The 25,148-nt window shown below is 47.3% G+C and carries 23 protein-coding genes, 2 pseudogenes and 1 riboswitch; of the genes and pseudogenes, 18 read left to right on the forward strand and 7 right to left on the reverse strand.

What is annotated here, in order from left to right; translation table 11 throughout:
- The 6 genes and pseudogenes from Q3F21_RS25390 to Q3F21_RS25415 all read left to right on the forward strand — a co-directional run.
- On the forward strand, positions 1-285 hold a 285-nt coding region (locus Q3F21_RS25390; RefSeq protein ID WP_340259111.1), incomplete at its 5' end, for a hypothetical protein.
- Positions 282-809, forward strand: coding sequence for a hypothetical protein (locus Q3F21_RS25395; protein WP_340259113.1), 528 nt, complete (start codon positions 282-284; stop codon positions 807-809). The genes Q3F21_RS25390 and Q3F21_RS25395, both read left to right, overlap by 4 nt.
- Positions 810-866: 57 nt before the next feature.
- Positions 867-1,543 (forward strand): annotated as a pseudogene (locus tag Q3F21_RS25400) (IS256 family transposase); the annotation flags it as partial.
- Positions 1,544-1,835: 292 nt separating this feature from the next.
- The gene (locus Q3F21_RS25405; protein ID WP_340259115.1) at positions 1,836-2,054 is read left to right on the forward strand and encodes a hypothetical protein; all 219 of its coding nucleotides are present in this window, start codon (positions 1,836-1,838) and stop codon (positions 2,052-2,054) included.
- Entirely contained in the window at positions 2,048-2,197 is a 150-nt protein-coding gene (locus Q3F21_RS25410) for a hypothetical protein (protein WP_340259118.1), read from the forward strand. The genes Q3F21_RS25405 and Q3F21_RS25410 overlap by 7 nt, the downstream gene beginning before the upstream one ends.
- 71 nt (positions 2,198-2,268) lie before the next feature.
- Positions 2,269-2,742, forward strand: coding sequence for a hypothetical protein (locus Q3F21_RS25415; protein ID WP_340259119.1), 474 nt, complete (start codon positions 2,269-2,271; stop codon positions 2,740-2,742).
- A gap of 245 nt (positions 2,743-2,987) precedes the next feature.
- Here the strand turns inward: Q3F21_RS25415 and Q3F21_RS25420 are convergent, their stop codons facing one another.
- From Q3F21_RS25420 to Q3F21_RS25430, 3 genes are all read right to left on the reverse strand, one after another.
- Positions 2,988-3,536, reverse strand: coding sequence for a GrpB family protein (locus Q3F21_RS25420; RefSeq protein WP_340259120.1), 549 nt, complete (start codon positions 3,534-3,536; stop codon positions 2,988-2,990).
- A gap of 188 nt (positions 3,537-3,724) precedes the next feature.
- Positions 3,725-5,056, reverse strand: coding sequence for a sensor histidine kinase (locus Q3F21_RS25425; protein WP_340259122.1), 1,332 nt, complete (start codon positions 5,054-5,056; stop codon positions 3,725-3,727).
- Positions 5,046-5,744 (reverse strand): response regulator, encoded by a 699-nt coding sequence (locus Q3F21_RS25430; RefSeq protein ID WP_340259124.1) that lies wholly within the window; start codon positions 5,742-5,744, stop codon positions 5,046-5,048. The genes Q3F21_RS25425 and Q3F21_RS25430 overlap by 11 nt, the downstream gene beginning before the upstream one ends.
- A 142-nt stretch (positions 5,745-5,886) precedes the next feature.
- On the opposite strand from Q3F21_RS25430, the gene Q3F21_RS25435 reads away from it, so the two are divergent.
- The 3 genes from Q3F21_RS25435 to Q3F21_RS25445 are packed head-to-tail and all read left to right on the forward strand — an operon-like array spanning position 5,887 to position 7,454.
- Positions 5,887-6,423 (forward strand): hypothetical protein, encoded by a 537-nt coding sequence (locus tag Q3F21_RS25435; RefSeq protein WP_340259126.1) that lies wholly within the window; start codon positions 5,887-5,889, stop codon positions 6,421-6,423.
- 30 nt (positions 6,424-6,453) lie between these two features.
- Positions 6,454-7,263: a hypothetical protein gene (locus tag Q3F21_RS25440; protein ID WP_340259128.1), complete on the forward strand. Its 810-nt coding sequence runs from the start codon at positions 6,454-6,456 to the stop codon at positions 7,261-7,263.
- Positions 7,245-7,454 carry a hypothetical protein gene (locus Q3F21_RS25445; protein ID WP_340259130.1) on the forward strand — a complete coding sequence of 70 codons (210 nt, stop codon included), beginning with the start codon at positions 7,245-7,247 and terminating at the stop codon, positions 7,452-7,454. The genes Q3F21_RS25440 and Q3F21_RS25445 overlap by 19 nt, the downstream gene beginning before the upstream one ends.
- Positions 7,455-7,589: 135 nt before the next feature.
- On the opposite strand, the gene Q3F21_RS25450 is transcribed toward Q3F21_RS25445, so the two are convergent.
- Complete coding sequence (locus Q3F21_RS25450; RefSeq protein ID WP_340259132.1) at positions 7,590-8,516, reverse strand: hypothetical protein; 927 nt, start codon at positions 8,514-8,516, stop codon at positions 7,590-7,592.
- A gap of 179 nt (positions 8,517-8,695) precedes the next feature.
- Here Q3F21_RS25450 and Q3F21_RS25455 point away from each other — a divergent pair, with 179 nt between their 5' ends.
- The 8 genes and pseudogenes from Q3F21_RS25455 to Q3F21_RS25490 all read left to right on the forward strand — a co-directional run bounded on the left by Q3F21_RS25455 (position 8,696) and on the right by Q3F21_RS25490 (position 21,284).
- Positions 8,696-10,210, forward strand: a complete 1,515-nt coding sequence (locus tag Q3F21_RS25455; protein WP_340259134.1) for a TIGR02677 family protein — start codon at positions 8,696-8,698, stop codon at positions 10,208-10,210.
- Positions 10,203-11,429 carry a TIGR02678 family protein gene (locus Q3F21_RS25460; RefSeq protein ID WP_340259135.1) on the forward strand — a complete coding sequence of 409 codons (1,227 nt, stop codon included), beginning with the start codon at positions 10,203-10,205 and terminating at the stop codon, positions 11,427-11,429. Before Q3F21_RS25455 ends, Q3F21_RS25460 begins: the two co-directional genes overlap by 8 nt.
- A gap of 14 nt (positions 11,430-11,443) precedes the next feature.
- A complete protein-coding gene (locus Q3F21_RS25465) occupies positions 11,444-15,616 on the forward strand; it encodes a TIGR02680 family protein (RefSeq protein ID WP_340259137.1) in 4,173 nt (1,390 codons plus the stop codon).
- Positions 15,617-15,621: 5 nt separating this feature from the next.
- The gene (locus Q3F21_RS25470) at positions 15,622-17,070 is read left to right on the forward strand and encodes a DUF2399 domain-containing protein (protein WP_340259139.1); all 1,449 of its coding nucleotides are present in this window, start codon (positions 15,622-15,624) and stop codon (positions 17,068-17,070) included.
- Between the two features lie 3 nt (positions 17,071-17,073).
- Entirely contained in the window at positions 17,074-17,577 is a 504-nt protein-coding gene (locus tag Q3F21_RS25475) for a type II toxin-antitoxin system PemK/MazF family toxin (protein WP_340259141.1), read from the forward strand.
- Between the two features lie 727 nt (positions 17,578-18,304).
- Positions 18,305-18,409, forward strand: a riboswitch (SAM riboswitch).
- Positions 18,410-18,466: 57 nt separating this feature from the next.
- Positions 18,467-19,379: pseudogene (locus tag Q3F21_RS25480) on the forward strand (ABC transporter ATP-binding protein).
- Positions 19,380-19,407: 28 nt separating this feature from the next.
- Positions 19,408-21,039: a peptide ABC transporter substrate-binding protein gene (locus Q3F21_RS25485; RefSeq protein WP_340259143.1), complete on the forward strand. Its 1,632-nt coding sequence runs from the start codon at positions 19,408-19,410 to the stop codon at positions 21,037-21,039.
- Positions 21,040-21,119: 80 nt separating this feature from the next.
- The gene (locus tag Q3F21_RS25490; protein WP_340259145.1) at positions 21,120-21,284 is read left to right on the forward strand and encodes a hypothetical protein; all 165 of its coding nucleotides are present in this window, start codon (positions 21,120-21,122) and stop codon (positions 21,282-21,284) included.
- A gap of 137 nt (positions 21,285-21,421) precedes the next feature.
- On the opposite strand, the gene Q3F21_RS25495 is transcribed toward Q3F21_RS25490, so the two are convergent.
- Positions 21,422-21,844 carry an SRPBCC family protein gene (locus Q3F21_RS25495; protein ID WP_340259147.1) on the reverse strand — a complete coding sequence of 141 codons (423 nt, stop codon included), beginning with the start codon at positions 21,842-21,844 and terminating at the stop codon, positions 21,422-21,424.
- A complete protein-coding gene (locus Q3F21_RS25500; protein ID WP_340259149.1) occupies positions 21,841-22,167 on the reverse strand; it encodes a metalloregulator ArsR/SmtB family transcription factor in 327 nt (108 codons plus the stop codon). Before Q3F21_RS25500 ends, Q3F21_RS25495 begins: the two co-directional genes overlap by 4 nt.
- Positions 22,168-22,496: 329 nt before the next feature.
- Here Q3F21_RS25500 and Q3F21_RS25505 point away from each other — a divergent pair, with 329 nt between their 5' ends.
- Positions 22,497-22,916 carry a VOC family protein gene (locus Q3F21_RS25505; RefSeq protein WP_340259151.1) on the forward strand — a complete coding sequence of 140 codons (420 nt, stop codon included), beginning with the start codon at positions 22,497-22,499 and terminating at the stop codon, positions 22,914-22,916.
- Positions 22,917-23,016: 100 nt separating this feature from the next.
- Here the strand turns inward: Q3F21_RS25505 and Q3F21_RS25510 are convergent, their stop codons facing one another.
- Positions 23,017-24,294: an erythromycin esterase family protein gene (locus Q3F21_RS25510; RefSeq protein WP_340259154.1), complete on the reverse strand. Its 1,278-nt coding sequence runs from the start codon at positions 24,292-24,294 to the stop codon at positions 23,017-23,019.
- Positions 24,295-25,148 lie beyond the last annotated feature (854 nt).

Below are 25,148 nucleotides of genomic sequence, written 5' to 3' on the forward strand. Positions count from 1 at the left end.
GATACATATCTCTCTTCAGTTAATCCTAATTTAAAAAAATATTTAATTTCTATAATTTTATCTAGTGAGAAAAGTGATATATATTCAGGAAGTTATTTTGATTGGACCAATAAAAGCCCATTAGAAATAATGGTCTATGCCATAAATGTTCAACATAATATAGACAAAAAGGAAGAGCATAATCTTGATTATTTATTTGCGGTTTATTTAAAGGATATAGTGGTTAGGTGTAATAATCTTGATTTGATATTTAATTCTCCGGCTATTAGGAGAAATAAACAATGAGTTTAGAGGTGATATTAGTGTTCATAAGAAAATTGGTACCGTTATTATTAATGTGTTTCTTGCTAGTTGCGTGTGCAAATAATAGTGTAAGTAATGATGAAATAAAAAAACTTAGCTTTCAAGTATTCTTACCAGAGTATTTACCCGATGGTTTTACTGAACAAAAAAAGGTACTGGATTTGAAAGAAGAGTCTCTACTTATATCGTATGTAAACGGAGATAAATATATTGAAGTTTTACAAGTAAAGAGATCAGGATATGACTATCATCAGATGATTCAGTGGTATGCAAGTAAAGACAACACGGAAAAAATAGATAATCAGTTTGAAATAGTAGGAAACTATGTAATCAGTATTGATGATTTACTAAAAAAACAAGGTGTTTTGGATGTAGTATTACTACCTAAACAGCATTTGGATAATAATGTTAAATACGATGAACTGAATTATTATCATGTACAAACAAATTTTAACAAGGAAGATGAGTTGAAAAGCTTCATTGAGAGCTTAAAAGCAAAAAATTAATTTATCGTATTGTTGAGCAGAGAGAACTCAGAATCGGATCTGTCGAGTCTGAAAAATATTCTGTGTAAAGCCACTTATATGGTAATTGGTATTGACCTTGACGGTCATAAAGATGTGCTTGGTATTTGGATTGGGGAGAATGAATCGGCCAAATTTTGGCTGCATGTACTCAATGAACTGAAAAATCGTGGAGTCCAGGATATTCTTATTACGAGCGTTGATAAACTTCACGGCTTTACCGAGGCCATTTCGGCATGTTATCCGAAGACGGAGATTCAGAAATGTGTTATCCATCAAATCCGAAACTCCATCAAGTATGTTTCCTAATAAAGATCTAAAAAAGATTACGGCCGAATCAAAGCCATCTATAAGGCTCCAACGGAGTAAGCTGCACTGGAAGAACTCGAGCAGTTTGAACAAACCTGGGCAGTAAATATCCCTTGATGGTTCGTTCCTGGCGGAATAACTGGGACGAGATTGCTATTTTTTTTAAATACCCGTCGGAGATTCGAAAGCTTATCTATACAACCAACGTCATCCAGAGTTATCATCGACAGCTTCGAAAAGTTACAAAGGGAAAAGCCATGTTTCTCACAGACGATGCCCTTCTGAAGATGTTATATCTCGTAACCATGGATGTTCTACGAAAGTGGACGGGACGAGTCCAGAACCGGGGCCAGATCCTTTTGAAGCTATCAGTTTTCTTCGAGGATCGAGTAAAGCCGTACATCCGTAAAAAAATGAAAGGCTTCCTCCCCGAAGGGGTTATCTTTTTCTCTGCCAACGTGTCAAGGGTTCGCTTCGCCTTACGCCCTTGACTCTGTTGGCTCCGAAAAAGAAGTCCTAATTTAAGGGATGAAACCTTTTCATATATGGGGCGATTGAGTTTACATAAAAATCTTGACAGACCCGACCCTAGCAAAATGAAGACTCCCTCAACTAAAAATACAACACCTCTCGACCATTTGGCGAAATTGACAAAACGAACTGAGGAAATTGGTATCCCATATAACTGGGGAGGATATGATGCAATTGGCACGTCTAACTCTTCAGGAAAGAATTTTGTTAGCAGTATTTCTAAAGGTGACACCACAGGCATCGATTGCAGTGGGTTCATTTCTTCTGCGTTATGAGCTAGGAAAAAAATATGGCATATCCAATTTGGCTGAAAGGTTTAACAAGACTAGTTGGTATAATTTCAAGCTGGAGACGTCGGGCTTAGAAAAGGGCATGTTTGGATGCTAGAAGAGGTCAATAAAGGAACAAATAATCCAAAAGGGTTCTATACTATTGAAGCGACAACTGATGGAACTGGAGATAAGGCAAAACGATTTTATAGAACTTGGGACGATGCCCAGACTTATACTCCTTACACAATTGACGAATAGAATGTAATTCTTGCTAAGATACTCATATGATTGGGTATCTTGGCATTTTACTCTACAGCAAGAGATAGGGGATGGCACATTTGCCAAATAAAATAAGCACTAAGACCGTTACACTATTGTTCTGCTGCTTCTTTCTTGTTTTGCTATGTTCTTGTTCTTCAGTAAACAAAGCAACAGAAATGAATGACAAAGATCCCGATCAGGTTTTAAATGCTTATTTTGAAGCTGTAAGCAAAAAGGATTATGCCACCATCGTTACATATTATGGTGGCGAATATCAAACACTGATTGGATACAACCCTTCCGTTCCTCAAGATGACTATGCAAAGCTGATGGAAGAGTATTGTACTGTAAATGGAGGAAATATTGTAAAGATTGATAAGATCATTGAAAAAACAAAGGTTACTGATGATGAATATATCTATAAGCTTTCGTTCTTATATCCCGATAACACATCATTTGAAAATGGAAAGCAAATTGAGTATACGGTAAAGAACATAGACGGGTCGTTTAAGGTTATGGATTTGCCGCCTTACATTCCATAGGGAGATCGTGAGGCATTGAATGGCTACACTGAATGGGACAATTCTCTTAAGGTCTAGCAGATTGAATCCAATTGACTTAGCGCTCGTTTTTGTTCAAACGCCAAATTATTCGTTTTACAGAAATCTAACGGGTATCGATAGCTGAATAATGACACGAAGGCAGCCGGAGAATTGACCGGCTGCCTTTTCTCAACTAAGGGCAGGAACGTCTAATGGATCAGGAGTGAAATGGGGGATGACAACAACTATTCCCATACTTTTTGAAGAGGGAGTCCCCGCTTAGTTCGAGCCAGGTCGACAACATGCTGAATAAAGGCAGTTTTTGCTCGTGTGTAGCCCTCATTGTCGGAATGATATTGTTCAGCCAAGGCGCGTTTAAGCTCGCCGTATTCCTTTACCAAATGGGGATGGTCACGGAGGTAGTCTCGAAATAGCAATTCATTTCTTTCATAGAATCCCTCGATCGGCATGATATGCAAATGATGTGTACGCTGACCTGCGAATTCTTTTACAAATAAATGCCGCTCGGGCATGCCGGTTTGGATGTAGCGGTAACCCGAATGACTAAGCAAGTCCGCGTAGACCCGTTCATTAAGCAATTGTTCAACACAGGCGAACATATCGATGATTGGTTTTGCTTCTTGGTTGGGGATGGAGGTGCTTCCAATATGTTCAATGGCAACGATGTGAGGGTCCAGAGCTTCAAGCAGCCAGCTTTTCTCTTTTTCAAATTCCAGAGACCACTTGGAGCTGTAAGGAACGATTTTGACTATATGCTGATTCTGCGCAGACATCTGATTCATCCTCCCTTTCCTTTTCGGATGCCTAATTGCAAAGGGCATTATCAGAAAGTATCATTTGATTTTTGTTCTGTCAATCTTTTCCTTTGATAAAGATCACTGAGCTAACAGGTTTGAAAGTAAAATACAAGCAACCACAGCCTGACATTTCTGAGTCTGTCAATCAAGATTTCCTCCACACATCACAACGGCAAAAAGACTTTGAACACTGAACCTATCCCCACTTCGCTTTCCACCTCAATCCACCCCCGATGAGCAGCGATGTTTTGCTGCGCGATCGCGAGCCCGAGACCAGTTCCGCCGCTCGGGCGAGCCCGGGAATGATCCGCTCGATAAAAGCGGTTGAAAATATGGGGCAAATCCACTTCGGATATGCCGACCCCGCTGTCTTCCACCCGGATACGGACGTATGGCTGCTGCCGGTCGGGCAAGTGTACGGTTTCCGCATGGAGGCGGATTTGGCCGTCAGGATTCGTATAGTAGATGGCATTCGACAAGATGTTATACAGCGCTTGGAGAATGCGGGATTTTTCAACCGATACAGGAATATTCTCCTCTTCGGCGTGTACGGAAAGCTGTATGTGCTTATCCTCTGCCATAAACCGGGTCTTCGCCGTTACATCCTCCAACAGTGCAACCAGGTTTTCCGTTCGCGGGTACAGTTCCGTCATGCCGGCCTCAAGCCTGGACAAATCCAGTACATCATGGACCAAACGCGACAGCCGCAATACTTCATCGAGAAGGGAAGCTTGCTTGGCCGGAGAAAGGGGGGCCCCGGTCTCATGTGCCAGCTCCAATTCCCCTTGAATGATCATCAGCGGCGTTTTCAATTCGTGGGCGACATCGGACATCAACTGTTTTCGGGTTCGTTCCGCGGCTGCCAGCGAATCGTTCATTTCCTGAAGAGCCTTGGCAATCGCTCCGAATTCATCTTTCCTTTGTTCGGGAAAGATGGCTGCAGCGTTGCCTTTTTTGATGGCCTCGATGCCCGTGATGATTTTGCGGATAGGGCTTGTCAGTCTCCAGGACAACAAAAAGATGGTCAGCAGAGCCGCGACAAAGGTGAACAGCAGGGAAGCGATGCCGATATTGGGCAGCATGCCGTACCACATCTTTTTAAACTCGTAAGTCTTGAACTGACTGTCGTTCATCACGTACAGTCTGCCGATCCTCGTGTCACCTGAGGTAGGCGCGAGTTTGTAGCCGTCATTGCGAAGTTCATCGGCGCTTAGTTTTCCTTGCTGATACAAGACTTTTCCATCTGCAGACAAAACGATTTCGGCAAAGGGGGTGGAATACTCAAACCTGGCGTCGCCGACATGTTCCCAAGAATCGCCGTGGTCCCTATAGAATTGTTCGAACTCTTTCTTTAATGATTCAAAAGCAGCTTTATCCTCCAGATAAGCAAAATCACGAGAAATATAAAACTGTGCATGCGTGACGCCGAGCAGAAAAAGCAGGAGCAGCACGATCATTACGCTCATCGTCAGGAACAGCTTGGTTCTAATTTTCATGTTCCGCTCCGAATCGGTAGCCGAATCCGTATACCGTCTGAATGTAGTCGGAGGTCCGGTTCCCGCTCTCTATTTTCTTGCGGAGCTTGCTGATATGGGAATCTACCGTCCGTTCGTCGACGACAAACTCCTCCTCGAAAGCGTGCTGCAGAAGCTGCATGCGGCTGTATACCCGTCCGGGCTTCGACGCCAGCAGGTGCAGGATTTTGAATTCGGTTGGAGTGAGATGCAGCTCCTCTGCCCCTTTAAACACCTGCAGACTGTCCTCGTGAATCGTCAAATCGCCTCTTCGCAGCACGCTGCCGGGTCCGTCGTTGTCGTTTCTGTTCATTCGTCTCAATAGGGAACGGATTCGTGCGGAAAGCTCCCTCAAGCTGAAAGGCTTTGTCAGGTAATCGTCGGCTCCCATTTCGAGGCCGACGATTTTGTCGGTTTCCTCGGATTTGGCCGTGACCATGATGATGCCGGGAGAGCCGATCTGTCTGAGCTGCCGGCATATGTCCAGTCCGTTCATTTGCGGAAGCATCCAGTCCAGGAGAACGATATCCGGTTTGTGTTTTGAAAAGAGCTGCAGGGCCGTTTTGCCATCTATCGCTGTCAGGACAACGTATCCTTCGGTTTGAAGAAAGGATTCGATGAGCGATGCGATTTTGATTTCATCCTCTACGATCAGAACTTTACTCCCCATTTTCATCCTCCCAGTACTGCCCATTTATTACCACTTTATCGGATATCTGTGGCCCTCACAATGTGTAAATAGGTTCACCACAAGTTCGCAACATTTCGTTGGTAGGATGGCAAACAAAGAAGCCGTTAGGGAGGGTTGGAGTATGGGTTACAAATTGTCGATCAGGAAAAAGCAATTGATCATCACCATTCATGTGCTTTCGGTCGTTTGCTGGCTTGGCGGAGCGATGGTCATGCTGCTGCTCGGTACGTACATGCTGAAGGCGGAGAATGGTGAGCAGCTGTATTACACCTTGGACAATATGCATTTGATCGATGTCGTCTTGATCCGGTACACTGCTTTGGTCGCGCTGCTCACCGGCATTGTCTTATCCGTTTGGACGAATTGGGGGCTTTTCAAGCATTACTGGATCTTGATCAAGCTGATTCTGACTTTATCATTGATCGGTTTCGGCATCGAGTATATGGGAGACTGGTTGTCTCAAATCGTTCGCATCGCCAAACAGGAGAGAGTCCTTGCGCTCGGCGATGCTGCCTTTTTGAACGCAAGCTATTCATTGATCGGCGGGGCCATTGCCAATATCATCTCGCTGATCTTTATGACGGCGATCTCTTATTTCAAACCGTTTGGCAAAATCAAGCCGATCGTCCGGAAGCCCAAGCCAGAATCAGCAAACTGACGAAGCATCCGATCACGAGGAGGGGAAACCATGTTCGAAATCATTTCCAACATCATGTTTACGGTCTGTATGACCCTGTTGTGGGGGATCGCCAGTATGGCGGCAGCAGGCCTTCCCTACTCGCCAACCAACGACAGCCTGAAAAAGAGGAGAACCTTCTTGCTGCGGGTAGGTGGTTCGGCGCTTCTTCTGAGTGTACTATGGTACGCGACAATCACCGGCCAACTCGTTACGAGCGGCTGGCTGTTTGTGGAGGGCACGGTCAAGGCGCTTATACCGCTGACGTTGATTCCTCAATTGTATCTGACGGTAACGATATTGCCTCAGTTAAAAAGCTTGCGGGACTCCGGTGGGGAACCGCCGACGACGGAAACGCTTCGCACGGTGGCTCATCCATCCGTACCGCTGTCCTTTTATGCGGCAGCGCTCGCATCCGGCATAGCTGCTTTCAGTACCGTCTTTGCCCAGCCTGTTCTGCCCGGCCCGTTTGAGATCGTTCAACGGATGATGCTGGTTGCGCTCCTTTTGCTTGTGCCGGCGATTTTTGCAAGCAGAAGGTACGCGAAGGTTGTACGGGGGGAACCGCTTCAGCGTAGGCTTGTTGTCAGGCTGCAGAGCCTCGTAGCTGCTGGTGTTCTTACCAGCGTAGTAGCAATCGCCATCCTTGTATCAAACGTACTGGTAGGTGTGCAGGCCTCCAAGCTGCCGGAAGCATCCGACATGACGACCGGATTGACGAAGGGGGCGGCATGGCTACACGGATGTCCGGAGGCTCCGAGCATCATAGTCATCAACAGCATGGCGGTCATCATCAAACCGGCATGGGGACGGTTGAAGTAGCTGTTCTGACAGGAGATATTTCCGATCCTGCCGATGTGAAGTTCGAACTGGTGGCACAGCAGAAGAAGATAACGCTTGCTTCCGGAGCCGTCATCGATGCCTGGACGTACAGCGGAGAAATCGCTCCCGAACTCAGGGTGAAGCATGGCGATATGGTCGAAGTGAAGCTGAATAAGTTCATTTATATTTAAAAAAATCTATAAAATTCAACTGAGTAAAAATTCTGGCTATATAACTTAAATGTGGTTAAGTAACTGAGTTAGCTTGTTCACAAAAATGTCACAATAATTCTTCTTTTTAATTCATTCTCAGTAGTCTTGTATCTATCAGTTGAATAACAGTTTATTCGCAGCTCCCATATTGTTCGTTAGCAATGTGTATCTGAAAAGGGTACTTTGTTGCTCCCTGGTAATTTTTTTTAGTTTATGTTGTAACGCAAATAGGCTTAAGAAGCCTATCAAATAATTGATGGATAAGCCTCGATAATTCAAGCTGATGTTAGTGAAATGGCGTAGGAACAAAGAGACAGGGCTATTCCAGTCACGTTTCTCTACTGTCCTGAGTCCTTCTGATGGTCCGAAGAACTTTACATGTTCAAGAACTGTGTTGTTCGGAAGAGGTGGGAGAGGAACATTTGAATGGATAGTTGATTTGTCATTAACTTGACTCAATAAAGCATCCCAAAGAGTCGAGCGACTCTGGTTTATCTGAAATACGAAGTTGTCCAGTCGATCCTTGGCTACTATAAGATAGATTTGTTTATCGCCTTTCTCTAGTTCTCCTGAGTTCCGGACATATTTTGGTCTTTCCAGGCTGGTAATCTCTACTTCCTCGGCTACTATTAACCCCTGTAATCGCTCCTGATAATAATCAGTTGCGAGTTGCATAAACTTTTTTCGCCAGCGGCAAAGGGTTACCTTACTTAACCCTAATTTTTTCGACATTTGTCCTAAGCTTGCTCCCTTCACTACCAAATCCATAAAATCAATCCATTGTTCTGGATGACGGCTGCGGTGGAAAAGAGTTTGGGAAAAATCATTGACAGTAGCCCCACATTTGCATTTATAACGCTTACGACCTCGATAATTGGCATGGACAGCAAAAGAGTCTTTTCTTTTGCATTCCGGGTTCTGGCACTGAAGTCCACCGTATTGGGCGTATAATTTATACTTCTCCAAGTTCCTTTGAATATCGGCCCAGAAATGTTGTTTTTTTGACATTCTACCTTCCTCGCAAGATCCTCGCTGTGTCATATTTCTCCCTCCCCACTATTCCTATTTCCTATTTATTCTAACACGGCGCGATAAGCCTAAACCACAATTAACTTAACCAAATAAAGAGGTTGATTTTTATAAATTTCGCCAATATGGATTTTTTCCGAACACCCCTATACCATATTCGATAAGAAAAGTCGGACGGGAGGTTCATCTCCATGGAGCATTCCATGTCACCAGCGATGCTGCGAGGCGTTCCCGAATTTCGTTATTTAAACGCAGACAATGTCGCTCGCTATCGGGCAGTGATGCGCTATTTCTATCAGGAATACCAGCGGCTGCGCTATTGGCTTCGAGTAGAAGAGGTATTCGAGGGAGTGAAGCAGTGGGGGATACTGGAAGATTACACAGTTGAACAGTGCCAGGCTGATCTGGAACAACTCAAGGATTGGCGCAATCTTGCATCCAGGCACGATGGCGGCCGAGCTCAGACTGTTGAAGAGTATATGAGAAAGAAGAGTCAGTATGTACTGACGCCCTATTCAATCGAAATCGAACGGATGCTGCAAACGCTAGAAACGATAAAGGGATACGGCGGCTCGCTGGAGACAACTTATCTGGATACGATAGCGGAGTGTCTAGTCGCTGTACGGCATAGTGGGGGGTTTTTCCAGGAAGGGGAAGCTGCGATTTGTTGGGAAAAGCTGTATCAAGCTTTTAAAACCATGCATGAGAATGCTGCTGACTTTATCGCCAGCATGCACTCGATTCAAGCGGAACAAATGATGGCTACGGAAGCGTTTTTGCTGATGAAGGATAAACTGACCGACTATTTGCAGCATTTCATCAAAGGATTGCAGAAAAAAGCTTATCAGATAGAGGGGCATCTGTCTAAAATCTCACCGATTGTGGCAGGAACGTTCGTGGAACATGTCATAAAGGACGAGATACGAAAGCCTCGGTTGGAAGAGAGTTTTTCAAGTGAAGAGATGGCCAATTCTTTGCAACAAGGCTGGCAAAATCTGCGGAGATGGTTTCTGGGAGAAGGAAACGAGCAGAGTGAACTTGTGTTGCTGGAGCGTGCAACCAAAGAGACGATCGCGAAAGTGGTCCGCTGCGCAGTGAGGCTGCAGGAGCGAAAGCGGGCCGGAATCAGCCGGAAGAAAGATTTGGAGTATGTAGCCCAGTGGTTTGACCGTTTGACCTCACTGAACGATGCCCATTGTCTCGCCGCGTATGTGTTTGGCCTCTTTCCCAGCAGACATCTGCAAGGTGAGGATGAGCGCACGACTGACCTTGCTGATATCTCCATGTGGAATGAAGTCCCCAAGATTCGTCCTGTTCGTTCACGAAGCCGGAAAAGACTTTCGCGTTCTGAGGCAGAACCGGTCAGACAGTCAGGAAGCCGAAAGCAGGCGGCACGAGCTGTCATTGAGCGGCAACTGCAGGAGGAGGGCGAGTTTGTCCAGCGGATGGCCGAAAAGAAGCAGGTGCGTATCTCTGAATTGGGTATTGTAGATGCAAAAACCAGGTTGCGGTTATTGCAATGGATCGGTCGCTGCACGGGCAATGCTTCCCGTTCGTTCGTTACGGCGGAGGGAATCAAAGTAAGGCTGCAGTTGGCTCAGTCCGATGAGATGACAACGTTGGTATGTGAAGACGGAAAATTGGACATGCCAGACTATACGCTATCGTTTGACGTGCCTTATAAGGAGGAGACGGTACATGGGTAGAGGCGGAACTCGGTCATGGGCTCTGCGCCGCATGCGAATGCAAGGTCGATCAGGCGAAGACGTGTGGAGAGAAAGGCGCCATGCATGTGCCCATGCCCTGCTCAACCGTCCGTGGATTACCAAGGAGGAAGAGCCTGAATTGTTTTACTGGATTCGCGACCAATATCGTGAACTGCGAGACTGGTTTGCGGAATACGCCGGGTTTTCTCTGATCCTCACTCGGTCCATGGCAAAATTGGACAAGGCTCCGCTTCGAGCATACCCGTGGATGGGGTTCCAAGAATTTCGTGAGCCGCGGGATTATACCTTTTTCACGTATGGATTGTGGTTTTTGGAAGGAAAAACGGAATTGGACCAATTTCTGTTGAAAGACATGGTTGTGCAAATCCAGGAACAGATGATTGGAACGGGGCTTCATGTCGATTGGGAACAGTATCCGCACCGCTTGTCGATGGTGCGTGCATTGAAGAAGCTCAAGCAGCTTGGAGTGCTGATCGCAGTGGATGGTGATGAGCAGGATTGGGCCCACAACGATGAAAACAACGTCCTCTATGAATGTACTCCGAATGTCCGGTATGTGCTTCGTCAATTTCCCGAGGAGCTTACACGCTTTACTGACATCCATGAGCTCAACGCCCAGATGGTGTATACAGACACAGCGGACGGAGAAATGAGAAGGAGAAGGCATCGAGTCTACAGGAGGCTTTTATTGGAGCCCGTTATTTTAGATAAAGAGTGGGATTCGGATGATTTGTACTATGTCATTACCCAGCGCAGGTCATTAATCGAGCAGCTCCGCACCATGTTTGGCTGGGAAGGCAGCCGGTACCGGGAAGGACTGTTGTTTTTTCATCCAGACGCCACTAGTAATGGTGACCTTTTTCCTACGATGTCGGCTATATCCGATCTGGTACTGCTGTTAGCGGGAGAATTGAGAAGGCTGCAGCATGCCGAGTCGACACTGTGGTATGTGGAAGAGAATGGGGAGATGATACTGGGGCGGACGGATTTGGAAAATCTGTTGCTTGTTTTGCGCCAACGCCACAAGGAATACTGGAGCAAAGAGCATCAGGACATGACAGCGGCAGAATTGGCGGAAGCATTGGCCAGACACATGAGTGAATGGGGATTGGGCCGTTGGCAGAATGAAAACCTGTTCGCTATTACTCCAGTGCTGAGCCGTTGGAACGGTATCTATCAAACGGAAGATCCGGCATAAAGGGAGGGAGATCTATGCATCTTGAAAATCCATTGCAAAACGAGTCCATCGGTATGGAGGAAGGAAAGCAGACGCGAAACAGATGGGAGATGTCGCGGGCAGGCATCTTCAATTTTTGGGTGTACGATGATGAAGAATTTTCTTTGGAGGAAGGTCGTCTCATCCTGCGGGGAACAAATGGTGCCGGGAAATCCGTAACGATGCAAAGCTTCCTCCCGCTGGTGCTGGACGGCGACAAACGGCCGCACCGGCTGGATCCGTTTGGTTCGAGGGATCGGCGCATTGAGTATTATTTGCTGGGTGATGATGGCAAGCATTCTGATCGGATTGGGTATTTGTGGATGGAATTTCACCAGCCGCAAAAAGGCATATACAAAACGATCGGCATTGGACTGCGTGCGCGCAGAGGGGCTTCTCAGGTAAGCTTTTGGGGATTTTTGCTGGATGACGGCCGCCGGGTAAACCAGGATTTCTGGCTGTATGACCGGGTTGCCTGGTTGGAGGGGAAAGGAAAGTATCCCCTGGACCGCCGTGAGCTGGAAGCCAGGATTGGGGCCGGCGGACAAGTAGTACAGGAGCAAAAAGGGTACCGAGACCTGGTGAACAAGGCATTGTTTGGCTTTTATGACAGCGAAATATTCACGGACTTGATGAACTTGATTATCCAACTGCGGAGCCCTAAGCTGTCTAAAGATTTTAAGCCATCGGCTATTTATCATATATTGACGGAATCGCTGCCGCCGCTCCAGGAAGATGATTTGCGGCCACTCTCCGAGGTTTTGGAAGATATGGACCAGATCGCGGATCGGCTGGAAGAGTTGAAGCTGCATCAGAGTGAGCTGGAAAAGCTGGAGAATTCGTATGATCGCTATAATCGCTTTCTCCTCTACCAAGCATCAGAAAAAGTACTTGATGCTAAAGCAAAAGCGGGCGAAGAAGCGAAGGAAGTAGAAATAGTTCAGGCTCAATACAGGGCAATGGAACAGGATTTGTCTGAATCTCATGAGCGTTTGCAAAGATATCGGGTCCGGTTGCAAGAAGTGGATGCCGATCTTTCTATCTTGAATCGACATGAAGCGATTGAAAAGCAGACAGAATTACAAACACTGGAAGGGAATTTTGCTGATACCTCCCAGTATTTAGGTAAATCGCGCGAACGACTGAATGGATTCGTGCAGCGCAAGGATCGGATGCAAGCGGAAATCGAGAAAAATGAGGGGCTGATGTCGGAGCATTTGCATGCCCAGGAAGATCAACTGCTGGAACTTGAGAGTCTGGCAAGAGAGATGGAATTCGCCGAGCACGATATCTACCATCGCTATTGGCACCCGCACCCTCCTGAAGAAGACAGGTTTGTTCCGGAGTGGAAAAAGGATTTAGCCCGTCACCGTGATGCGATCGCCCATGCAGAGAAGATTGCCCAGGAGGAGCGGGATGCATGGAACAGTCTGCAGGAATTGGAGAAGGAACTGGGAGCTATACGGCAGGAAAGGGACGCAGCCGAACTCGCGAAGGTTGAGTCCGAAAAGCAGACAGAAGCCGCTCTGCAGCAGTTAAAAGAGGAGATTGTTCAGTGGAAACAGCAGCTAAAAGAGCTTGCTGTAGAAGAAGGGACATTTCAACGGATATTGCAGGCAGTCTCCACTATTTCTCTGGAAAACAGGAATTTCGCCAATGTGAAGCAACCCGTCATCGAATCCGCGGAACAGATTCGGAGACAATGGAAGGAACAGGAATGGCAGCTACGCCATGACATGCAGCGGCTCGAAGAAGAGCGGACCGCACTCCTGCGAGAGCAGCAAGCGTGGAAGGAGAGCCGTGAACCGGAGCCGGAACGAAGCGATGGGAGAATAGCTGCCCGTGCAAGTCGGGGGGCTGAGGCAGGGGCTCCGTTGTATGCCGTGTGCGATTTCCTGGATCACTGGACGGAGGAGGAGCGGGCTCGCATCGAAGGAGCCCTTGGCGCATGCGGACTTCTTGACGCATGGGTAGCACCGGATGGACGCCTGGTCAGGGTCGAAGAAGGTGAAGAGGTATGGCTTGCCCCCGCGCCAGCGGAATGGGGGTATACCCTCGCTGACGTGCTGAAGCCTGTTCCCTCCCCGGAAAGCGGCCTGGATGAAGCGATGATTGATGCGGTACTCCGGACGTTTGTCTGGAGAGAAACGACAGACACGCCGCAATTTGAAGAGTGGGACGCCACGTCGATCTGGATCGGTTCTTCCTTTTTTCAATTGGGACCGGTTCGCGGGTGTGTAACGGATACTCAACCAGCCCGTTTTATTGGCAAGGAGGCCCGACGCCGCTTCAAGCTATCCGAGATTGAGCGATTGCAGCGTGAAATAGACGTCTGCGATCAAAAATGGAGAGAATTGGAAAAGAAAGCAAGCGAAATCCAGAAAGCGATTGCTCAGGTAGAGGAAGATGTGCTGGCGTTTCCGAATGACAAGCTGGTTCAAGAACGATTGGATGCTCTCTCCGAAGCCGTTCACAAGCTGCATGCGGTGATGGCCCAGGCCCAGAGGATGGCCAATCGTGTGCGGGAAAAGAACAATCAATGGCAGCAGTTGAAAATCGAGCTGGCGGTGAGTACGGAGCAATGGTCCCGGCTCAAAAATCTCAAAGAGTTGCAAATGGCAAGAGAAACGATCCAGCATTACTTGGACGGCATTTCCAAATTGCATGAGGATTGGAGACAGTATCGGCATGCGTCGCAAACCATTGGGAGGCTGCAAGAAGAGACCGTAGAACTGCTGTCGGAAATTGACAATGAAACAGAACTGGCGGAGGAACTTGAGGAGAAATACCACTCCCTGCAAGTAAAGATCGAGAGCCTGCGCCGCCACATGCAAGAACTAGGCATTCATGAGTTGGTTGAACGTATCTCCCAGTTGGAAGCGGAGAAAAAACAACTGACTCGCGATATTCAAAGCAAGGATAAAGACATCAGAGAGAAGGAAAATGAGCAAGCAAGGTTAACCGAGCGACTACACACAAGAACGCGACGATTTGATGAACTTCAACAAGCGGTGGAGCGCGCATTGCAACGATGGAATGGCGAGATCTCTTTGGGCCTTATCAGAGATTGGGTGGATGTATCGAAATCGAAAGTGGACGATGTCGAATCCTTTCGCCTATGCAAAGCCATTTATGAGAAATTGCAGCCTTCCTCGGCAGGCAGAAACCGAGAAAGCGTGACGTCTTCGCTGCTCGATCAGTTCAACGCAGTCCGCCATCTATTGATAGATTATGTCTTGGAAGCCGTGGTGAATGACCAGACCGGGCGGGTAACGATTGTATCCATGCGTGATCGATTGCGGCCTCAAACGCCATCCGCCCTGCTTGAGGAGATGAACGCTCTGATTACGGAGCAGTCCGGTTTGCTGGATGAAAAGGACCGGCAGCTTTATGAAGAAATTATCTTGCGCAGTGTCGGCAAGACGGTTCGCCAGCGGATTATGCGTGCCGAACAATGGATTAAGGAAATGAACCGGCTGATGGCCGAGCGAAACACCTCAAGCGGCTTGAAATTGCAATTGCAATGGGTGCCCAAAGCGGCCCAGTCTGAGAAAGAAATGAATGCTGAGCAATTGGTGGAGCTTTTGCGCAGGGATGCGCGGCTGCTGCGGGAAGACGAAGTCGAACGAATGATCCAGCATTTCCGATCGCGGATCCAGTGGGCGAAACAGGGGGCGCAGGAAGAGCGGGAGTCGCTCCGCAAACACATCTACGAGATCCTGGATTACCGGACGTGGTTCCAGTTTATGCTTCGGTACAAAAAAGGCGGCGAGGCAGGCTATCGGGAGTTGACCGATTCGAGATTTAACGTGATGAGCGGTGGCGAAAAGGCGATGTCGATGTATATTCCGTTGTTTGCCGCCACGTATTCCCGGTATGCAGACGCCAGCCCCGAAGCGCCCAAAATCATCTCTCTGGACGAGGCGTTTGCCGGTGTTGACGAAGAGAACATTCGCGACCTGTTCAAGCTCCTGACCGAAATGGATTTCGACTACATGATGACCTCGCAGGTGTTATGGGGCTGCTATGATACGGTCCCGAGCCTGTCTGTAGTGGAAATCTATCGCCCTAATGATGCCGACTTTGTCACCCTGTTCCGTTATCGCTGGAATGGGAAACGCCTCGAGTTATTGCAGACGGACGAAGCAGCTCCTACAAGTGAGGAATAGTGGAGATGGATGAACAACAGAACAATCAGATTCAGGCGTTTTTTTCAGAGCCCGGGCTTGCACGGCTTATTGATGCGATTCGAGACACGTATCGTCGGCGTGGCGTGTCCGGATTCGTTCGAGTCCCTCAGCTATCTGCCGATGAATGTGACTCGCTTGCGGGATTGCTGGAGCAGCTTTGGAAGCCTGGGGAAGATCTGAAATTCTCGATGAAGAAATTAGATGGCATTTTACAAAAGAGTGGATACAAAATCACGATTCAAGAATTGCTTTCCTGTCTCGATGGTCAAAAAGTGCTGACTCGAGCGGAAGAACAACAACAGGAAGAGAGGAAATGGAACCAGTTTATTGATGAGGCGTTGCAGAAGGTGAGAAGTGGCAAATTGCCGGTTCCGATTGTGGAATGGGTGGAAGGCTTGCGAAAAGGGGCCGCACAAGGAAGCCGTCGGATTTTGCGTGGAATGTATATGCAAAACTCGGAAGAAGCCCAACAACAATTTGTTTATTGCTTGGATGCGCTTTGTCTTGTTTGGGAGTTGAAAGAAAGAAAAGATGCACAGGTTGAATGTGAACCTTCCGAGTTGTTGATTCGCCTTCCAGTACTTGCTGCAAAGGTTGCCAAAAATGCTCACATGTTCGATTTAAAATATCCGGTTGGGCGATTGCTGTGGTACAGTCTCCGAGAGATTTTTTCATGGGAATTCGATGACAAGTCAAGTGATTCTCTTAATTCCTTGGATTCTGATGAAGATTGGAAACTGTCCCGTACTGGCAGCACGAACGAGAATGACGTGGCTGATCCGGTCAGAAGCTTAGAAATTCGAAAAATATATCGCTTTACGGGTATCGGTGACGATGATATCTCTTCACAGGTCATCCTCTTTGCACCGCAACTGACCGAAAAACAAGATGAGCTCGTTTTGACACTTCGGCAAGTAGACAGATTGCCTGTCATCCCGACATTTTCCAAACTGTGTGTGGTAGAAAACCCTTCGGTATTTGCAACTTTGCTAAATGAAACGCTGCAATGGAAGAATCATATGAACCGCATATCTTACGACAGCCTTCCGATTTTAATTTGTTTAAATGGTCAGCCGAGTGCGGCCACCATTCGATTTATAGACCGCTGTTTGGAGACAAATAACCATCATGGCCTACGTCTTCACTATTCCGGAGATTTTGATGTAAAAGGCTTGGAGATCGCACAAGGGCTTGCTCGGAGATATAAAAAGCATTTTGTGCCATGGCGTATGAGTTCTTCGGATTACGAGAGGCATTCAGAAAGTGGAATGTCCTTGTCGGATACGGAAAAACAGAAATTGCAGAAAATGATGGTTGATTGGGATGACCGACTTTGTTTCAAAATGTTCTTGGTTGGTGTGAAAATTCACCAGGAAGTTTTTGTTGAAGAGCTGTTGCATGATTGGATGGAAGCAAGTGGGGCGGAGGTGTAGTGATTGTTGCAGGGATCACAAGATGAGGATATTGAAAAAATTTGGCGTGAGGTTAAAGAATTCCTAACGTTTCAGCCGGAGCGAGAAAAAGCCGTGAAATTTCTTAAGTGGATGAAGCAGAAAGCTATCATAACGTTCGGTCCGGAAAATACCCGTAAATTTCCGATTTTTCGAAAGGGAATTTATTGGGCGGAATTAGGTGAAAATATTGGAAGCGAAGAAAATAAGCATCGGCCAGTAGTCCTTCTATGGAGCACAAAAGAAGCTCCGATCGCTGTTGTTGTACCACTTACTACTCAACGACTACATGACGAGTACTTTTTCCATATCGATCTGGAACATTATAATAACACGGCACTTATTGAACAGATCCGGACGATAAGCTTGCGGAGAATCACCTATCCGCTACGAGCGAAAGGAAGGGTAGCTTCCGTATGTCATCAAGACATAATGAAGATTGATGATGCAGTTAGGAGATTGTTTACTACAAGACACACCGCTACTTGACAGAAGCTTTTTGTAGTGCAATAATTTAGAGTGAAAGCATTGATCCCGTGAATAATCACGTACACCTAATTGATCCCAAAAGAGCAACTTTCATAGTTGCTCTTTTGTCATATTTTATGATTTACTACATACAATATGATTACATTGATCCCATAGCATTTGCTATGTAACGGATTGACCTAGGGGAGAGCCCCGGAAGACCTCCTTGCAAATAAGGAGGTCTTCTTTTGACTATGTGGACTTTGAATATAACCTACCACGTCCCGCCTTACCATGCATCTCAGTGATGACACTTATAGAGGGTGCGTGAGTTAAAAAACTTAGCCGTTGTGGTAACTCATGGCCAATATGCTTTAAAATTGACCTTTCTTCAATTGTTACATGTTAGGAATAGTTTCATAACAATAACTATCCGCATACTCTCGTCTTTTCGTTGACGGGGTATGCTTTTGTTTCATAAAACATAAACTGCTAACCTATTACAGTAACGAAAACTGATATAGAGGAATCATCGCTTCATTCAGTTAGGGAGTATCGATAGTTTAATAGTGGCAGACTGGGTTCTTATTTTTCGTTTTAGTCCGTTTATCTGAGAGCAGTCTAAAACCATACAATCACCCCCCAACAAATAAAGAAATATCAATTGCAATAAAACTACATTGACATATCCAAGTAAAGTGATAAGATAAAAAAGAATTTAGTGAATGAAATTTAATTTCATAAAACATTCTTATCAAGAGCGGTGGAGGGACTGGCCCGATGAAACCCGGCAACCTTGGTCTGATCGACCTTACGGTGCCAAATCCTGCGGAGTTATTCTGAGAGATAAGAAGGTGGGAACCGTGCAATCGCCCCTCTTCTTTCCGGAGAGGGGCTTTCTGTATTTCCAATTCGCAGTATTCGCATTTATTTACTTAGTATTATTGACCGCGTTTCCTTTGAAATCAGGCGGGGGGAGACGCTCGGAATCGTCGGGGAAAGCGGCTGCGGCAAGTCGGCTGGGCAGGACGATCGTGGGCCTGTACCCGGCTACTGCGGGGCGCATCCTTTTTCAAGGAAAAGACCTCGCCAGGATGGACAGACGCGAAAGGCGGGAAGCAAACCGCCACATGCAGTTGATCTTCCAGGACCCGCAAGCCTCGCTCAATCCGCGGCTCAGGGTGGGCGACATCATCGCCGAGGGAATCGACGCCTACGGATTGGCAAAAGGAAAAGAGCGGGAAGAACGCATCTACCGGCTGCTGGAGCTGGTAGGACTGAACCCCAGCCACGCCAAACGCTTTCCGCATGAATTCAGCGGCGGACAGCGGCAGCGCATCGGGATTGCCCGCGCCCTTGCGGTGGAGCCGAGCTTTATCGTGGCTGACGAGTCCATCTCCGCACTGGATGTTTCCATTCAGGTGCAAATCGTCAATCTGCTGGCCGATCTGCAGGCAGAGCGGCACATCACCTATTTGTTTATCGCCCATGACCTGGCGATGGTAAAGCACATCAGCGACCGGATCGGCGTGATGTACCTGGGGCAGATGATGGAGCTGGCACCGAGCGAGGAGTTGTTTGCCGCACCGCTGCATCCGTACACGCAGGCTTTGATCTCCGCCATGCCGGTCTCCCATCCTGCCCAGCGCGAAGAGCGGGAGCAGATTGTCCTGACCGGAGAGATGCCCAGCCCGATTCATCCGCCAAGCGGGTGCCCGTTTCGCACCAGATGCCCGGTGGCCCAAGGCGTTTGCGCCGAATCAGCGCCGGAGTGGAAGGAGGTGAGGCACGGACACTGGATCGCTTGCCATCTTGTACAGTAGACAGAGGAGAACAAGGAGGAAATCATCGATGAAAAAAGGATTGCTCGCTTTTGCTGCACTGCTGGCGCTCGCCGTGCCTGCGCTCTCCGCGTGCGGCAGCGATAAACCGGCTGCGTCTTCCGATCAACAGACGGGGGCAGCCGTCAAACAAGTCATGACCGCCAATCTGCGGGGCGAACCGTACACATTGGACCCGGCATTCGCTTCCGATACCACCTCGTACTGGGTGATTGACCATCTGTACGAAGGACTGTACCGCTACGGCCAAAACGGGGACATCGTGGAAGGCGCAGCTGAAAAGGTGGAAGTCTCCCCGGACGGCAAAACCTACACGTTTACCCTGCGCCCGGAGATGAAATGGTCGAATGGCGATCCGGTGACGGCGCATGACTACGAATACTCCTGGAAGCGCGTGCTGAATCCGCAGACAGCCGCCTATGAACCATCCGCGCTCTACTACATACAAGGCGCAGAGGCGTACAACTCGGGCAAAGGCAGCGTGGATGACGTTCAGATCAAGGCAAAGGATGACCGAACACTCGTCGTTGGACTGAAAGATCCCATCACCTATTTCCCGAAAATCATGATGAGCCGCGCCTATCTGCCGGTGAACAAGAAAGTCGTGGAAGCGGACAAACACTGGGCGGCGGAAGCGAAAGGCATCGTGACCAACGGCCCGTATACCGTGGAAAGCTGGGACCACAATAGTCAGCTGACCATCGCCAAAAGCCAGAGCTACTGGGAAAAAGACAAGGTAACGATGGACACCGTCCACTTCAAGATGGTGAACGAAGCGACTACCTACTACCAGATGTTCAAAACGGGAGAGCTTGACCTGATCGACTCTTTGCCAATCGACGTGATTGAGCAGGAAAAAGGAAAAGAAGAGTACAAATCGTTCCCGGACTACAGCATTTATACGTACACGTTTAACGTAGAGAAAGAGCCGTTCACCAACGCGAAAATCCGTCAGGCCTTTTCCTACGCAATCGACAGGGACATCTTGACGGCAAACGTGACCATGGGAGGCCAGCTCCCGGCGTACGGCTACACGCCATTCGGGGTGAAAACTCCTTCGGGCAAGGACTTCCGGGATGAAGTGGCGCCGTACTATCAGTTTGATCCGGCCAAGGCGAAGCAGCTTTTGGCGGAAGGCTTGAAGGAAGAAGGCTGGACAGAGCTTCCGCCGATTACGCTGAAATACAGCACGGCGGAAAACCACAAGAAGATCGCCGAAGCGCTGCAGGAAATGTTCAAGAAAAACCTGGGCGTGCAGGTGAAGCTGGAAAATCAGGAGTGGAAAACCTACATCGATACGTTCAAGCAGAAAAACTTCCAGATCGCCCGTATGGGATGGAACGGCGATTACCTCGATCCGCTCGCGATGCTGGAGCTGTACACGGGGAAAAGCTCCCGCAACTTCACCAACTGGGCCAATCCGAAGTTTGACGAGCTGATCGAAAAAGCGAGGGTCGAACAAAACGAGGAAGCGCGCATGAAGCTTCTGCACGACGCCGAAACTGTATTGATGCAGGACATGCCGGTCATCCCGATCTATTTCAACAACGAAAACTACCTAAGCAGCAAAAAGATCGAAGGCATCCGCTTCAGCGTAACCGGGACGCCGGACTTGCGCGGGGCAAAAAGAGTGGCGGAGTAACCTCCCGGACCCGGAATAAAATCCCTCTGCGGCACTCATAGTAAGAAGGGTGTTTACCGCAGAACAGGAGGGGGACATACATGTCCAGACCGAACAACAAAAAGCCTAACGATCAGCAGCGGGAGTCGCAGGACTTTTTGGCAAAGCAAGGGGATCGAGTAGAGGCCGAAAGCGAGCTGGTGAAGCGGATGTACACGGAAAACGTGGAGCCGGTCGCTTCCGTCCAGCGAAACGAGATCGAATAAACGGAACCAACGTGGTCGAGTCGTCTGATAGACCATGGCATGGCACAGAAAAAAACCGGAGCGATTGCGTGCTCCGGTTTTTGCTGTTTATCGCCTCGATACGGCTGTCGCCATTGATGCATAAGTATTGACTGCGCTTATTGTTCCAACACCTTTTCAAGCTCGCCGCACCATTTGGTCCAGCCATACTTAGCTCCACCCAGTGCTTGGGCATTTGAGAATCCGGTTTGTTCGAGATGAAGGTTAACCTTTCCGTCCCCTAAATCCTGCAGCGTCCAGGTGATCGTATGCTTCTCCTCTCCGCTGCCCCAAGTATAGGACAATCGGTGTGGCGGGTCCACGATAAGCACTTCGCCTTCAACAATTCCATCCCAATATTCGTTCGGTTCAGTACGAAACTGAAAACGGTGTCCCACGACGGGTTTAAAATCATTTTCCATTGCCTGACCGGTGTGGATGTTGACCACCCACTTGGCAAGCTTGCTTGAATCGGTTAAGGCGGACCAAAGCTTCTCCATCGATGTCTTGTACTGAAAATCCAAGGATAAGGTTAAACTCATTCTTCTTCCTCCTCTAATAGTTGGCTCAAGCGCAACATATTCGTACTCCAGAACTTGCTGTAGAAAGCCACCCAATCTTGAATTTCTCTGAGTGGAGAGGCGTTCAGCCTATATCGCGTTTCTCTGCCGACCTTTCGATCAAGTACCAGTCCGGCCTCTTTCAGGACTGTCAAATGCTTGGATACCGCTGTACGGCCCATTTCAAAATGTGTGGTTAACTCATGAAGCGGCATCTCATCTGCTTCTGCTAACAGACGAATCAATCGGCGCCTGGTTGGATCTGCAATCGCGTCAAACACATCCCGCTGGTTGTTCTCGTTCACAGCTACCCGCTCCAAAAATATTATTTTATGTAGGAGAAATCTATTGGTGTACTAAGGGACAGCCGTTGATTTCGCCACCTCCTTACAGTATGCAACTCTTCGGACGTAGTGTCCACGAGGCGATATTTCGTCAGCATGCACTTTTCAAATACCGAGAATGGTTAAGAGTGTCCTGTCAACAGCATTTTTTGCAGCACAGCTTGCTTGAATAAGAGGCTGATCAACAAGCGGGAGAACCAATAGATATTTTGGGTTATTGAAGATAGCAATTGAAAAGAAATCAACGCATTTGGTAAAAGGTATGATAGAAAAAAAGGAGCTGATCTAGGATGACAGTAAAACTTACCCCTTATGTAAATATGGAAGGGAACGCAAGGGAAGCGATTCAGTTTTATGAACAAGCGATAGGTGCCGAAGTCCTCTCAATCATTACTTACGGTGATATGCCGGAAATGCCTGAAACTTTCACTGATGAGCTAAAGAATCTTGTGGCACATGCAAAGCTGCGTGTGGGTGAAGCGGAACTCATGTTTTCCGATGCTCCGAGCGGTTCGTCTATTCCCAAGGGGAAGCAGGTAACCATTTGCCTTTCAACGAATGACGTGGAGACATCAAAACGATTTTTCGAAGCCCTGCGGCAAGGCGGTCAAGTGAATATGCCATTTGAAGAAACCCCTTTTAGCCCAGGGTTTGGTGATGTAACTGACAAATTTGGCGTAACCTTTCAAATTTATACGGAAAGTAGATAGAAATAGGAAAGAGAATGCCTTTTTTTGCATCAGCAAAAAGGACATTCTCTTTCTTCAAACTACGGCATGATCAGCAACGACCCCGACTAATCCCACTCCGTTACTCTTTTAACATTACCGAAGGACTAGCAGTCCGCACGAAAATCAGCGCATCAAAAGCTTTCACCGGAACCATCTGCAACGTATACATCTTTTCCACTTTTTCATACAATCCGCTAAAGACTGCTCCGATGGCACTGATGGGCTGCGTTTTATTCAGGTAGGCGGTGAAACTTTCATTATTTTTGGCCTTTGCAAAATCCAGGAATCCATCCTGCATGTTTGTCTGTGCAAACAGTACAGCCAGCCGATCGTTCCCGCTATTTTTTACATGAAACTCCTTTCGCTCATTGGTAAAGGCGTCATTGGCAAGGAAGGAGCTTTCGTAAAATTCACTGCCGATGGCGTAATACTGGTCCCCAAAGGCTTTGGCGAGATGGGCCCCCATGCAAGTGGCTGTGCCTGCGGTAGTGGAGGTTTTTTCAATGTGTCCATTATGTCCGGTGATGAACAATTTATCACGACCGTAATATTTCTTTTCAAAGGACAAGACCCACTTCACTTTTTCCGCCATATAGAAATCGCGGGTATTGTTATAGTTGGCATTGGTTCCGCGAAGAGCAGCGTTTTGCTTGATAGCTTCGGCAAAGGCTAAAGCCAATTCATATTCTCTCTCGGAGCTTTTGGCGATATAAACGGATTTGTTTTCTTTCATCCGCTCCATCAGGTTTTTCATATGGGAGAGCCCGTCTTGTACGGTGGCTTTGTTTTGATCATACACCGTATTGTCATTCAGATTCGCAAGCGCAGTCTCATACTTGGAGGCAAGTGGCGGGTCCACCTTTTTTAAGTAGGAGAACAGCCCGTTTTTGTTGTGGTCATAGCGCTGCATGTCAAAGCCGTAAAAATGAATTTTGTCTTTCACATCCCGCTGCTCGTTATAGGAGCGCATCCAAGAGAGAAGGGCTGCCATTTCTTGCGTATTGTAAATGGTAAATCCGATTGCCTTTGCAGCATCTTCCGCAGTTCCGCTGCCTCCTAAAATGTATTCGTTGACCTTTTGCCCTCCGCCGAAATCGCCTTCGATGGCAAATACGCGGTATCCTTGCTTTTCCACCAGATGCTTGAAAATATCTGACTTTAGCGTTGTAAATTGCTTGTTGCCATGCGTAGCTTCTCCAAACCCGATGATGGTTTTCGAAGGCAGTTCCATTTTAGAAACGGGAACAAGGCTGGATTGCAATGACTGTTGCAACGCGTTGGGTGATCCAGATTGGAAACCTGTCAGTACACTCATCATGATGAGCAAGCTTATTGTGAGCAGGAAATTTTTTTTCATATCATTCTCTCTTTCTTGAGCGGATCATTCGATTTTCATTGGATGAAAGGTGACAACCGCGTATGTCATCTTCCCGTCCGGATTGATAAAACGTACATCACTCATCTTTAAGGTTTTTCTTGCCTTTTCCATTATTATACTGTTTCTGATCTTATTTAACTACATTGAAATTTTTACGGAGTCACTGCCTTTTACATTCTATCCTGCCCGGCCGGAAAAGGATTTGACAGATAGCTGTAAGAAAGTACCTGGAATTTATAATCCCTCGGCGCGACTTTGTGGAAAAAATGTACGAAAGAGATTGGGTACGGGGACATCTATATACGAATTCTGTTGGAGGATCAGGAAACCGGGGGCTGTTGGAATATGATTACAGAATGGTTTCCAGCTTAATTCTCTTAAAGAAAAAGGAAAATGAAACCAAATTAGCGAGGGAACGTAAAAATGGATGATAAAATAATTCGTAGATGCAGACGAAGACAAATATCATGTGGAGGAAACAAATTGTGTCGAAACAACTGATCGGAAAATGATTAATCATTTTTGGCATGGCACTTTTCTTAGTGAAAGTTTACTTATTTCAAGCACATCAGTATAGCTATATCATCTCCGGTGTTGCATTTGGTATTTGCTTGATTGGATTTACTTTTGTTCCGAATTGCTCTACTAAGAAGGATGTAAAGAGTTAGGCCTGATTCCGGAATATACTTGAATAGAGTTTGCTTTTAACTGCTGGGGTGCGATATGAATAGACGATATTGGATTTTTGCCATATTCACTGTGCTTTTTGGAATTGCTTTATTTCAGTTTTCCGGTGATTTTATCCATGAACAAACGAATAATTACAATAACCA

It is taken from the genome of Brevibacillus borstelensis, from assembly GCF_037834415.1.
Lineage (GTDB): Bacteria > Bacillota > Bacilli > Brevibacillales > Brevibacillaceae > Brevibacillus > Brevibacillus borstelensis_A.